Origin of the sequence: Spirosoma sp. (assembly GCF_026391055.1) — a bacterium.
Classification (GTDB): Bacteria; Bacteroidota; Bacteroidia; order Cytophagales; family Spirosomataceae; genus Spirosoma.
The window spans coordinates 167482-180710 of sequence record NZ_JAPLET010000015.1; the positions used below are offsets into that span (position 1 = coordinate 167482).

Consider the following 13229-nt stretch of genomic DNA (forward strand, 5'->3'; position numbering starts at 1 on the left):
AACACATGAATCTTAATATAGACGCAAAAAAAGATATGACCTACGACGCAATTGTCGTCGGGTCTGGTATTTCGGGTGGCTGGGCTGCCAAAGAACTTACCCAGAAGGGATTGAAAGTGCTGATGCTGGAGCGGGGCCGCGATGTAAAACACATTGAAGGCTACCCAACGGCAACCAATAACCCGTGGGATTTTCCGCACCGGGGTCGTATCACTACTATGGCCGCAGAAGAGTACTGGGCCAACATGCGGACCGGCTATACCGCCAACGAAGAGTGGCGCCACTTCTTCGAGAACGATAAGGAAAACCCGTACCTCGAAAAAGAAAACCGCAAAGTAGACTGGATTCGGGGTTATCACGTAGGCGGTCGGTCGCTGATGTGGGGTCGGCAGAGCTATCGCTGGAATAAAGAAGATTTCATGGCCAACGGCAAGGAAGGCATTGGTGTCGACTGGCCAATCCGCTATGAAGATCTGGCTCCCTGGTACAGCTACGTAGAAACATTTGTGGGCGTATCGGGTAGCAAAGACGGTTTGGATGTATTGCCCGATGGTAACTTCCTGCCCGCTATGCAGATGAACTGCCTGGAGAAAGAAGCAAAAAAGAAAATTGAGAAAGCCTTCCCGGCGCGTATGGTCACCATGGGTCGTACGGCCCACCTGACAGCCCCTAAACAACAGCACTACGATCTTGGACGGGCGGCTTGCCAGTTCCGGAACCAGTGTATGCGGGGTTGTCCCTACGGTGCTTATTTCAGCACGCAGTCGGCCACGCTACCAGCGGCCATGAAAACGGGCAAACTAACGCTCCGTCCTGATTCTATCGTATCGGAAGTGCTGTACGATGAGAAAAAAGGTAAGGCAACCGGCGTTCGGGTGATCGATCAGAATACCAAAGAAGTTCGAGAATACTACGCCCGGGTCATCTTCCTGAACGCGTCGGCTTTCGCCAGCACGTCTATCCTGATGAACTCGAAGTCGCACCGGTTCCCGAACGGAATGGGCAACGAATCCGATCAGCTTGGCCGAAATATCATGGACCATCACCTGGCCGCAGGTGCTGCCGGAACGTTCGACGGCATGGAAGACCAGTACTACTACGGTCGGCGGGCCAACGGTGTGTATATTCCACGCTACCGGAACTGGCATGGCGACAAGCGTGATTACGTACGTGGCTTCGGCTATCAGGGTGGTGCCGGTCGTGGCGGCTGGAACCGGGGTAACGGCATGGAAGGATTCGGTGCTGACTTCAAAGAAAGCCTGACAACGCCCGGCCCATGGACAATGAGCCTTGGTGGATTTGGTGAGATGATTGCCAACCCCAACAACCGGATGACCCTCTCGCCCGACCAGAAAGATAAGTGGGGCCTACCGTTGATCGTGTTCGACGCAGCTTACGGCGAGAACGAAAAGAAAATGCGTATCGACATGATGAACGATGCGGCCGAAATGCTCGAAGCCGCCGGTCTGAAAAACGTAACGCCCTATAACGACGAAACGAAAAACCCAGGTATTGGTATCCACGAAATGGGAACTGCCCGGATGGGCCGTGACCCCAAAACGTCGGTGCTGAACGCCCACAACCAACTACACGCGGTGAAGAACGTATTTAATACGGATGGTGCGTGTATGGCGTCGGCATCCTGCGTAAACCCATCTCTGACCTACATGGCCCTAACAGCACGCGCTGCGGACTTTGCCGTTAAGGAAATGAAGAAGGGGACGCTGTAAGTCGTCATAAATAATAAAAAAGCGGGTAACAGGTCTCGATGGCCGGTTACCCGCTTTTTTGTGCTGTATACTCCACGACAAGGCATAAAATAGACTACTTCTTTCTGCTAATCGACTGAAATAAAAGCAGAAACCAGAAAAAAAAAGTAAAAAAGATAAACACTTGATCATTTAGACGAGTTATGCTATAGATTAAACAGTTAAATCTTGTTTAAATAACTCAGCGATGAAAAAAATAATGATAATGGGTTGGATGCTAGTAGCTGGCTTAGCCCTTAATGCAACTGCACAGACAACGAATTCGGGTTCGACAGGTGCTGGTACCACGGGAACGACAGGTACTGGAACGACAGGAACCGGCACTACCGGTACAATGGGAACTGGTACTACGGGTACTGGAACCATGGGTACGGGTACTACCGGCACCGGAACAACGGGTACTACCGGAACATATAACAATGGTACGAACACGGGCACTAACTCGGGAACATATCAGACGCAGCCGCCAACCAATTCGAATCAGGGTACATCAACTGGTACTTATTCGAATGGCACGGGCGTAAATACAGGAACGAACGTACCACCAACTGGTACTGGAACGACGGGCACCACTGGTACCGGAACGATGGGTACGGGTACTACTGGAACGACGGGGACGTACGGTACAGGTACCGGTACGATGAATTCTGGTTCAACAACCGGAACCCGGTCATCGACTGGCACCAGCGATCGGATGAACAACGGATCAACTGGTAACGGTAGCCGTCGGACACGTAGCGGTAGTTCAACTACCACGACGCCTACAACACCAACTACTACCACCAGCACGCCCCCCGAAAAGTAAGCGTGTAAATGGGTAATACATAAGTGGGGTCATACCTTTGTACGGGTATGACCCCATTTTTTATGTCTGAACAGCCTTCCTTACTTTCTGTAGCTAAGTTGACTATCCGCCGGGGTGGCCGGATAATCCTGCATGATATTAATTTTGACCTGAAGCCAGGGGAATACTGGACCATTACCGGGCCGATGGGCAGCGGTAAAAGTACATTTTTACAGGCATTATCCGGCCAGTTTCACGCTCCACCGGGTAGTCTGGAACGCCGGGTACCCGTTGAGTTTGTGTCCTTTAAGGAAGAGTCGAGCCGCTTTTCGTATAGTAGCTACTTTTACCAGCAGCGGTACCAGGCAACCATGAGCGACAGGGCCGACGATGGATACACCGCTATTCCATCGTTACGTGATTTTCTACAGGCGACAGATTCGTCCGAAGATGGCGCACTGCTCGACCGGCTCGGCCTTAGCCCGCTGCTTGATCGATCATTTATCAAACTATCCAACGGACAGACCCGCAAGGCACGAATCGGTAAAGCCCTGCTGAAACACCCGTCTGTTTTATTGCTGGATAATCCGTTTGTTGGGCTGGACGGTGTATTCCGCAACGACCTGACCAACTGGCTGGGCGACCTGACAAAGCACGGACTGACCCTTGTGCTGGTTAATGACGCCACTGATATTCCGGATTTCAGCACGCATGTGGCCGTTATGGAAAACGGTACATTGAGTTGGGCGGGGCCAAAAGAGCATTATACGCCGGAGCATCATGTAAAATCGACTACCGTAACACCGCCTGTTTTACAGACAAAGCCACAGCGAATTGATTTTTCGGAAGCGTTTCGATTACAGAATGTTTCGGTCCGGTACGGTGATACGATAATTCTAGACGGGCTAGACTGGGTGGTGAAGGCGGGGGAGCGTTGGGCTTTATTTGGCCCCAACGGTGTTGGAAAAAGCGTTTTGTTAAGCCTCCTGTACGGCGATCATCCACAGGCCTATTCGAACTACGTAAGTGTTTTTGGGCATCGGCGGGGTAAATCCGGCGAGAGCATCTGGGACGTGAAACGACGGATCGGGTTCGTATCGCCGGAACTTCACCTCTATTTTCCTCCGCATTTAACGGTCCGGCAGGTGGCACTGTCTGGATTGACAGATACGCTGACTCCGCCCAATCGGGTAATGCCAGAAACCGAACTGGACCTGACGAACTTACTAGCCTATTTCGGACTGGCTGGCGTAGATAACCGCACGTTCGGCACCTTGTCAACTGGCGAGCAACGGGTTATTCTGCTGATCCGGGCCTTCCTGAAAAACCCGGCCGTCTTACTGCTCGATGAGCCTTTTCAGGCTATAGACAGCCGCCATGTCGATCTGGCTCGTCAGCTGATAGATCATTTTAGTGATAAAACCATTCTGTTTGTTACACATAACTGCTACGAACTTCCAGAAAGTATCAATCAACTATACACGCTCGATATTAATAAGACCAGGGGCGAAAAATAAAAGTAGCTATAAGGTGTAACCAATAGTGGGTAGCCGCTTTACATAGGTGTGTCGGGTCCTTCCCTCTAGCTGGCGGGTGTGAAGAGCGTAGCTATTGGCATGGTTTATGATGAATCGGACCACTTTTGCTATCCCCCTTGTAGATGAGATACTAAGCAGAAAAATTGAGTATCAAATCGTATAAACTATGAGAAAAAGTAGCCTTTGGCGTAGCTGCGTATACAAATAAAAGTTGGCATGATATTCGTCTTTGTATGACGTAATCGATATGCCGGATGAATAAACGAGTACTAAATAAATTTAATGGTTACTTCAGATGGGCAATAATGTTGTTATTGGTTACTCATCATGCTCTGGCTTTTCTGCAGCCGGTTATCTATACATGCCAGTATGCGGAGCCACCTCTGTTGACAACGTCAGCCAACGTAATTTGCCCCGGATCTGCCGTAACCTTGACGGCAGCGAACTGTGCGGGCGTCACTCACTGGCCCGACCAGAGTACCGGATTTGTTTGGGTGGGTAGACCCGTTCAGACGACCGGCTTTGCGTATCAAATATACAAATTGCCAGAACAACCGGGATGGTACGGCCAATCAGGACATCGTGGTGGCGGATTCCAAAAATGAACTGCCCGACGGAACCTATTATTCTCCAATCTGCCTGAGCGATGGACGTGAGTATGTTTGGTTTCTGACCCTGACGCGGTAAGTTTTAGCTATAAGTACGGGTACGTTTAGTTGCCCGGTAAAGAAGAAATTAAAAGCCGGAAGGCATGACGATACGTCGCTAATGAGTACGAATTGGAAACTATTGATATGGGGGGTAGTGCTGTGGCTAAGGAGCTATACTGCCTGGGCGCAGTCTGACTCCTTACTTCAGCAAGCCGATCGCTTGTTGACTTATAAAGCCTATGGACGCGCGATAGAGGCTTATGCTGAACTATTGGCTGGGCATAACAAACAACTGACGGTTACCCAAAAATCGGCTATACAGGGCCGTTTGGCTTTTGCCTATCAGCAGGTTGGCGACAGTCAGAAGGCTGAGCGCTATTATCGGGAAGCCCTGGCCTCTAATCCGAATGAAGATATAAAGCAGACGCTCGAATACGCGAAGACACTGGCTGGTAATGGAAAGTTTCAGGAATCGCAGCAGCAGTACGAGCGCTATCTGAAACTGAAAGATAAACTACCGGCACGGCCACAACCAGTGGCTCCGGTAGCCGGTCCACGTAAAGAAACGGTACGGTATCGGCTGGAGTATCTGGGCTTAAATTCGAAAGGAGAGGAGTTCAGTCCGGCCTTTTACCGGGATGGTCTTGTGTATGTTGCCGGACAAAAAGGTGGATCGACCATCGAAACGATGGGTGGTGGCGGAGCCGGTTATCTCGATCTGTTCTATGTGCCCAACCGCAATAACCTGAAAGTAGCCAGCTTCATCAATGCTGATGGGAGTACGCAAAAAGTAACGGATAACCGTCCGAAAAGTCGTCCAACAATCGGCGAGGATAGTTACTCCCGGCTAACGGCTAATGACTCACGAACGGTGCCGAATTTTAACGAAGGGGTTTCCATTGCGGATGGGTTGGGCTATGACGACCGCAAAGATGATCCTGTGCAACGCTTCAACCGAACCATCAACACTAAATACCATGAAGGTCCGGCTACATTTTCGAAGGATGGCTTACGCATCATATTTACCCGCAATAACTATAATAACGGCCGGACGAGTAAAAGCGCCGAAGGGGTTACGAAACTGAAGCTCTACACGGCTGTTCAGCAAAACGGTTCCTGGACAGCTATTGAAGAGTTGCCGTTCAATAGTGACGAGTATTCCGTTGGGCATCCGGCCCTGAGTCAGGATGAGCAGTTGCTATATTTCGCTTCCGATATGCCAGGGGGATTTGGCGGTACGGATTTGTACGTCAGTCGGTACACAAACGGGCAGTGGGGACGCCCCGTCAACATGGGGCCCGTAATCAATACCAAAGGCAATGAACTGTTCCCGTTCGTTGATGAGGTCGGAAACCTTTATTTTTCGTCCGATGGCCGTAAAGGGCTGGGCGGGCTGGATATTTTTGTAGGCAGCCTGATCAACGGGCAGTCAGTAAGGTCTGTCGAACCGCTCGACGCCCCCATTAACTCCGCACAGGATGACTTCGGCCTTATTACCGATGCGAACCGCACAGGCGGGTATTTCAGCAGCAACCGGCGCAATGGCAATGATGACATCTACCGCTTTGTTCGGGAAAGCTCCCTCTTCGGATGCCGTGACCTGACCATTCGGGTATACGATACAAATACAGAGCAATCGCTGGATAGCGTTAGTGTGCTCATAAAATCAAAAGGAGAGGGCCAGCCGGATCGCACATTGATGAGCGACGCCAACGGGTTTCTGCGCATCTGTCTGGAAGGCAGTAATTCATTTACCTTTCAGGCGAGCCGGGATGGCTACATTAACAGTATGGTGGGATTTACCACCCGCTCCCTTACCGACGACCAGCCCAGCCGACTGGAAATCGGTTTAATAAAACCAGCGATTGCTGTCGATACCATTGCCGTATCCAATAACAACCTTGTGCTGACCGCCACTCCTTTGATCCACTCACGTGTACAGGGCGTAATTATGGGGGCTCGCGACCGTCGGCCTATAGAGGGCGTTACCGTCAGGATTCGAAACGAATGCGACCATAGCCAGCGAGAGTACATTACCGGACCGGACGGTCGGTATATGTTCGAGGTGAAAGAAGGATGTGACTACACGCTGGTGGCATCCAAGCCTGCCTTTGGTACGAATACCAACCGAATAAAGCGCCTTCCTAAAAAGACAAAACCCAACGAGGTTTCTGCCGATCTGCGGATGTTGAGCGTTGGCGACGTTGTCACAATTGACAATATCTACTACGATCTGGATCATTCCAGTCTTCGGGAGGATGCCGCCCGTGAGCTGGATAAAGTCGTGGCTACCATGCGTAAATATCCATCGCTGATTATTGAAATACGCTCGCATACGGATAGTCGGGGCGATGCCGAACACAACAAAGCACTTTCTTTACAACGGGCTAAAGCCGTTGCGGCTTATCTGGCCTCGAAGGGTATCAGCCGCAAGCGTATGGCAACGCTGGGCATGGGCGAGTCGCAACTGGTGAATAACTGCACCGACGATGTCATTTGCACCGAGGCCGAGCACCAGCGTAACCGCCGGACGGAATTTAGAGTCATTGAGATAAAGTGATGGATGAATGATATTTTTGCTCTGGCTAGTCATCACTCTTAATTCGTCACTCAGTCAGTGCTTACGTTTCCAACCAGCAAAATCAACCTGGGCCTTCGTATTACGGAGAAGCGGCCAGATGGGTTTCATAACTTACAGTCGTGCTTTTATCCAGTAGGCTGGGGAGATATACTGGAAGTTATTCCCGCGTCGACCCACGAAGTTAGCTTTACCAGCAGTGGACTATCTATTCCGGGTAACCCGGAGCACAACCTTTGTATCCGTGCCTATAATTTACTCAAAGCCGATTTCAATCTGCCTCCGGTTCAGATGCATCTGCACAAGCTGGTGCCTATTGGGGCAGGTTTAGGAGGAGGCTCAGCCGATGCGGCTTTTGCTCTAAAATTACTAAATGAGCAGTTTGCGCTAAGGCTAACAAATCCGCAACTGGAAGACTATGCCCGGCTGCTGGGTAGCGACTGTGCGTTTTTTATTCAGAACCGACCGCTATACTGCACCCAGAAAGGGGATGTGTTTTCGGATACTGCCGTTGATCTGAACGGCTACTACATTGTGCTCGTGTACCCTAACCTGGCCATTTCTACCGCCGAAGCCTACGCCGGAATCAATCCCCACCAGCCCGAAGCCAGCCTGAATGAGCAGTTGCTGGAACCTGTTGCCAACTGGCGAAACACAATCCATAATGATTTCGAAGATAGCTTATTTCCGCGCTACCCCATACTGCCCCAACTGAAAGCCCAACTCTATGAATCAGGGGCTGTGTATGCCAGCATGAGTGGCTCTGGTTCAACCATCTATGGCATTTTTAATGCACCTGTCGATATGCCAAACCAATTTTCAGATTACCGCGTTTGGAAAGGAAAGTTGTAACCCGGCGTTGCTATCAACTAAACCGTAACCCGACTATTGTACCCTGAGTAGATGAGCAATTTGATAACGAAACGGCGTGAGCCGTTCCGCTTTATGGTTTGGATGGGTATTGCCAGCAGTATCATACTGTTTACGATGCTGCTGGTAGCCTACGTGGTTCGCAGAACAGCACCCGGCTGGAGTGACATAAAGCTGCCGAACGTCTTTTTAGTGAGTACGGGCGTTATTTTGCTAAGCAGCCTGACCCTGAAAAACGCCATTCAAGCCTTCAGACATGAACGCTTTGGCAGTTACCGAACCAACATTGCCACTACCTTTGGCTTAGGCGTATTATTTATAATCTTACAGGCTTGGGGCTGGCGGCAGATGGTGCGGGCGGGTGTCGGTCTGGAGGGTAACCCGGCGGGGGGCTTCATCTATATTATATCCGGTATTCATTTACTCCATATTCTGGTTGGACTTATATTTCTGGCTATTCTGCTGGCCGAAGCCCTGCGCAGGCGGCTCTACATCGACTCTTTCGTTTACAGCGTAAATCCGCCAAACTCATTGAAAATCAAGTTAATTTCTTTGTATTGGCACTTCGTTGACATTCTTTGGATTGGTTTATTTATCTTTTTAGCCATTCACCATGGCCTCGATCTGCGGCTCTCGCTCTAGGTCATCTGGTTTCCATGCAGGCCAATGTCTTAGGTTCAAACCACTGCTCTCGCCAAGAATTATCTGATTTCGGGGCTTTATATCGTTATTTGTTTAGTACTACGTTCGTATCAATATTTTTTCATGAAAAAAATCGCTCTCTGGGCAGGATTGTGGGCATTGAGCCTCGCATCCTTTGCCCAAACTGCACCTTCGTCAACGCCGGGTTCGAAATACGATCCGCTGGCACTCTTTCACCCGCTCTTTAACATGCAGCCTGGTAACGATTACCGGACCGGGAGTGGGGCACCGGGACCGCGTTACTGGCAAAATCGCTCTGATTATCAGATCAACGTTACCCTCGATGATCAACAAAACACAATCACCGGCGAGGTGACGATTACGTACAAGAACAACTCTCCCGAAACACTGCCTTATCTGTGGTTGCAGTTGGATCAGAACGCCTTTAGCGACACGTCACGGGCTTCTAAAACGACCCCTGTTTCGGGCGGTCGCTTCGGAAATCTGGGCTTTTCGGGTGGGCTGACCATCACCAGCGTGACGGTTGATGCGGGCAAAGGCAAATTCACGACCATGCCCTATACCATCACCGATACCCGGATGCAGGTACGCCTGACCGAACCTGTAAAGGCAAACGGCGATGTGGTGAAAGTGAAAGTGGCTTATTCATTTAAAATTCCCGAGTATGGCTCCGATCGTATGGGCCAGCTGAAGCGTAAAGACGGGATTATCTACGAAATAGCTCAATGGTACCCCCGCATGTGCGTTTATGACGACATCGAAGGCTGGAATGTGTTGCCTTACCTGGGCGCAGGCGAGTTTTACCTAGACTATGGTGATTACGAATACACCGTCACGGCTCCCTGGAACCATATTGTAGTTGGTTCGGGCGAGTTGCTCAATCCATCTGACGTACTGACCAACGAGCAGCTCAAACGGCTCGATCAGGCCCGTAAAAGTGATAAGACGGTCATTATCCGGGGGAAAGACGAAGTGAACAATCCAGATACCCGACCTAAGCGGACGGGTACACTGACCTGGAAATTCCGCTGTCTCAACACTCGCGATGTGGCCTGGGCTTCGTCTAAAGCGTTTGTGTGGGATGCCGCTAAGATGAACCTGCCGAGCGGTAAGCCTGCCCTGGCCCAGTCGGTCTATCCGGCCGAAAGTGCCACAAACGACTCCTGGAATCGTTCGACCGAATACGTGAAAGGCTGCGTTGAGTTTTACTCGAATTACCTCTATGAATTCAGCTATCCGGTGGCTACCAACGTAGCGGGTATCGTTGGCGGAATGGAGTACCCCGGTATCATCTTCTGCGATCACAAGGACAAGAAAGATGCGCTTTGGGGCGTAACCGATCACGAATTTGGCCACAACTGGTTCCCAATGATTGTGGGTAACAACGAGCGGAAATTCCCCTGGATGGACGAAGGCTTCAATACTTTTATCAATACGCTATCGACGGCTAATTTCAACAAAGGCGAGTACGACCGGGAGCGGGGTACCATGCACGATATTGCGCCCGCGTTGTTCTACCCGGCCGAGCCTATCATGACCATTCCGGATGTTCAGCAGTCACGGGCGCTGGGTATTCTGGCGTATTATAAGCCGGGCATGGGACTGAAGCTTCTACGCGATGTGATTCTTGGGGCCGACCGCTTCGATTACGCCTTCAAAAACTACGTGAGCCGCTGGGCCTTCAAGCACCCGACACCGTATGATTTCTTCCGTACGATGGAAGATGGCGCGGGTGAAGACTTGGGCTGGTTCTGGCGCGGGTATTTCTACGAAACGTGGAAGCTCGACCAGAGCGTAAAAGAAGTGAAATATGTGGATGGTGCTGCCGACAAAGGCTCGTTGATCTCCATCGAAAACCTCGATAAACTGGCTATGCCGGTCACTATCGAAGTGACCGAATCGAATGGCAAAAAAGGCCGCGTAAACCTGCCCATCGAAGTATGGCAGCGGGGCGGCACCTGGACGTTCAAATACAACTCGACATCGCCCTTAAAGACGGTCGTCGTTGACCCCGACCAGAAATTGCCGGACATCAACAGCAAAAACAACGTCTGGCGGGCAGAAGCACAGTAAAAGCCGGTAAGCGGCTTCGCCTAAGTTGGTAAGTCGGTAAGTGGATGAGGCAAGAGTAACTCTTGCCTCATCCACTTACCGACTTACTAATTAATTAAACCTCCACCAGCATCGCTCCGAAGGAGTAGCCCCCGCCAAAGACGGTGATTACGATCCGCTGGCCTTTCTGGAACGTATCCCACTGTTCGGACAGGGCGATGGCACAACCGGCGCAACCGGTGTTTCCGTAGCGTTGTATATTGGAGATAAGTTTTTCTTCGGGTAGCCCCAGGGTTTTCATGACGTTTCGCGAGATACGCAGATTTGCCTGGTGGGGCAAAATATAATCTATGTCGGCGAGGGTCAGGCCACATTGCTCAATTACCTGTAAACTGGCTTTCGGCATGTACAGGCAGGCATTAATGAACACATCCCGTCCGTGCGGCATGGTAACGCCCCCATCGGCCGGTTTCATCATCACCCCCGTAGTGGCTTTGGGCGTATGAGCCGCCCCACCGGTCGTCAACGCTTTTATGGCGAAATCGCCGTCACTCTGGCGTTCCTTCGTAATGAGCAGTGCAGCCGCTCCATCACCCCATAAATGGCCCGAAATCGTATCGGTCTCGTTATAATAAAGCGTATTGTGCTCCGACACGATGACGAGCGCACGCGTTGCTTTATTCAGAGCAAAATACCCTTCTACCACTTCGATGGCGTTTAGCAACGACGAACAGGCTGTCGAAATCGAAATAACGGGAATATCGGCAATACCCAGGTAATGCTGAGCTTCATGGGCCAGAGAAACAATGGTGTCGTAAGGCGTATAGGTACCGCCAACAATTAAATCGACGCTGGTCAGGTCAGTTTTTTCGCTGAGCCGCTGAACAACCTCAATTGTCATGGTATTTGTATTCTCGCCAGGACCGGCTTTGCGTCGCTCTGCGATACCCGTACGTTCGATAATCCACTCGCTGGACAAGCCATTGAGATTGGTAAAGTGTTCATTGCCAACTATCTGCGAAGGTAGATAATGGCTTACTGCATGTATATACATCAGGCCAAAGAAATAGGGCTAATTCGTGTATAACCCAAATTAGTACTTAAAGTTAAATCCTTCCGGGAAAACGTGGTATTGAACATTAGAACAATACAATAATGTATTGATTATGTTCTGTCTTTAATGACTTTTTGTGTCATCTGGTGGTCTTAAGAACGAGCGAATAAAACTGGAGCAGCTTACCCGCTTCCGTCGACCAGTTGTAAAGCTGCTCAACAGCCTGGCGTCCGCGCTGTCCCATTCGGCGGGCCTCATCGGGGTTTTCAATCAGGTAAGCAAGCGAATCGGCTAGTTGTGCCGGATCATGGGGAGAAACGCAGAAGCCGCAATGGTGACGGTCAACGATATCGCGGTAAAGTGGAAAGTCGGACGTAATAACGGGCAGGCCAAGGGCCATATATTCAAACAATTTTGTGGTATAAGATTCTGGGTAATCACCAACGGGCTTTAGCAGGGCCAGTCCGGCCGTGGCACCACGGGCATACTGAAAAGCAAGACGCTGGTCTGTATACCCATAGAAGTGGAGATGATCCCGTATCCGGGCATAGCCGGGCAGGTTTTCCAGATTTGTATCCGTAAAGGTACGCCGACCAAACAGATGCACAATGAACCGGGGGTAGGTTATTCCTAATTTGGCAAAGCTATCAACCAATGTATCAACGGCCCGGTCGAAGCTGAGCAAGCCAATGTAAAAGAAAGAGGGGGTTTCGGGACTTGGGTTATACGGTGTACAAAAGGGGTCCAGAAAGGACAGAAGCGGGTAATTATAGACGACCACATGGGGGCTGGCCAATTGCGTGTATGTACTCAAATACCCGTGTTCCGTAAAAATAAGGAAGAAATGCCGCTGGGCCAGCCGGTCGAACAGGCGGAACATCTGCCGAAGCAAAGCCCCGTTGTTGCTGGTCTTTAACTGCATTTTTTTGTGCAGATTCTCCTGTACTTCGTAAATGACCTGAGCCCCCAGCAACCGAAATACGTACGCAAAGGGCAAAAACTCCGGTGAGTACACATGCACAAGCCGAGGGCGTAGCCAGATGCAGCGCAGTACAATAAGAGGGCAGGTGATCAGCAACCGCCAGATAACCCGACGAAAATAGGGTAGTCCAACGAAACGGATACCTGGCAAAACCGCCGGGTCGGCATGCGGAAGGGCACAAAAGACTTCATAGACCGAAGCCAGCGTCTGACATTGCTTGAACACCACGCGCGGGTCTTGGGGCGGGTGCGCGGTACTAATGTGTAAGACGCGGATTTTCTTCATGAAG

General features: G+C 50.7%; 10 protein-coding genes. 8 read left to right on the forward strand and 2 right to left on the reverse strand.

The features are described 5' to 3' along the window. Positions 1-5: 5 nt before the first annotated feature. The 8 genes from NT073_RS06370 (at position 6) to NT073_RS06405 (ending at position 10925) form a co-directional block, all read left to right on the forward strand. Positions 6-1730, forward strand: coding sequence for a GMC family oxidoreductase (locus NT073_RS06370; RefSeq protein WP_297370480.1), 1725 nt, complete (start codon positions 6-8; stop codon positions 1728-1730). Positions 1731-1956: 226 nt separating this feature from the next. Next, positions 1957-2574 carry a hypothetical protein gene (locus tag NT073_RS06375; RefSeq protein WP_297370483.1) on the forward strand — a complete coding sequence of 206 codons (618 nt, stop codon included), beginning with the start codon at positions 1957-1959 and terminating at the stop codon, positions 2572-2574. Between the two features lie 47 nt (positions 2575-2621). Then, positions 2622-4070 carry an ATP-binding cassette domain-containing protein gene (locus tag NT073_RS06380; protein WP_297370486.1) on the forward strand — a complete coding sequence of 483 codons (1449 nt, stop codon included), beginning with the start codon at positions 2622-2624 and terminating at the stop codon, positions 4068-4070. Positions 4071-4538: 468 nt separating this feature from the next. After that, positions 4539-4778: a hypothetical protein gene (locus NT073_RS06385; RefSeq protein ID WP_297370489.1), complete on the forward strand. Its 240-nt coding sequence runs from the start codon at positions 4539-4541 to the stop codon at positions 4776-4778. A gap of 81 nt (positions 4779-4859) precedes the next feature. Next, complete coding sequence (locus NT073_RS06390; protein WP_297370492.1) at positions 4860-7301, forward strand: OmpA family protein; 2442 nt, start codon at positions 4860-4862, stop codon at positions 7299-7301. 57 nt (positions 7302-7358) lie between these two features. After that, on the forward strand, positions 7359-8171 hold the full coding sequence (ispE, locus tag NT073_RS06395) for a 4-(cytidine 5'-diphospho)-2-C-methyl-D-erythritol kinase (RefSeq protein ID WP_297370494.1): 813 nt from the start codon (positions 7359-7361) through the stop codon (positions 8169-8171). A gap of 51 nt (positions 8172-8222) precedes the next feature. Further along, positions 8223-8831: a heme-copper oxidase subunit III gene (locus NT073_RS06400; protein WP_297370497.1), complete on the forward strand. Its 609-nt coding sequence runs from the start codon at positions 8223-8225 to the stop codon at positions 8829-8831. 123 nt (positions 8832-8954) lie between these two features. Beyond that, on the forward strand, positions 8955-10925 hold the full coding sequence (locus NT073_RS06405; RefSeq protein ID WP_297370500.1) for a M1 family metallopeptidase: 1971 nt from the start codon (positions 8955-8957) through the stop codon (positions 10923-10925). 94 nt (positions 10926-11019) lie between these two features. On the opposite strand, the gene NT073_RS06410 is transcribed toward NT073_RS06405, so the two are convergent. After that, positions 11020-11958, reverse strand: a complete 939-nt coding sequence (locus tag NT073_RS06410) for a ketoacyl-ACP synthase III (protein ID WP_297370502.1) — start codon at positions 11956-11958, stop codon at positions 11020-11022. Between the two features lie 139 nt (positions 11959-12097). Beyond that, positions 12098-13225, reverse strand: a complete 1128-nt coding sequence (locus tag NT073_RS06415) for a glycosyltransferase family 4 protein (RefSeq protein ID WP_297370505.1) — start codon at positions 13223-13225, stop codon at positions 12098-12100. Between the last annotated feature and the right edge of the window lie 4 nt (positions 13226-13229).

Excerpts from the sequence above, each read along its gene's own strand:
- NT073_RS06400 (WP_297370497.1), top strand. The coding sequence starts at position 8,223 with ATGAGCAATTTGATAACGAAACGGCGTGAGCCGTTCCGCTTTATGGTT.
- NT073_RS06390 (WP_297370492.1), top strand. The coding sequence starts at position 4,860 with ATGAGTACGAATTGGAAACTATTGATATGGGGGGTAGTGCTGTGGCTA.
- NT073_RS06405 (WP_297370500.1), top strand. The coding sequence starts at position 8,955 with ATGAAAAAAATCGCTCTCTGGGCAGGATTGTGGGCATTGAGCCTCGCA.
- NT073_RS06380 (WP_297370486.1), top strand. The coding sequence starts at position 2,622 with ATGACCCCATTTTTTATGTCTGAACAGCCTTCCTTACTTTCTGTAGCT.
- NT073_RS06375 (WP_297370483.1), top strand. The coding sequence starts at position 1,957 with ATGAAAAAAATAATGATAATGGGTTGGATGCTAGTAGCTGGCTTAGCC.
- NT073_RS06415 (WP_297370505.1), bottom strand. The coding sequence starts at position 13,225 with ATGAAGAAAATCCGCGTCTTACACATTAGTACCGCGCACCCGCCCCAA.
- NT073_RS06370 (WP_297370480.1), top strand. The coding sequence starts at position 6 with ATGAATCTTAATATAGACGCAAAAAAAGATATGACCTACGACGCAATT.
- NT073_RS06410 (WP_297370502.1), bottom strand. The coding sequence starts at position 11,958 with ATGTATATACATGCAGTAAGCCATTATCTACCTTCGCAGATAGTTGGC.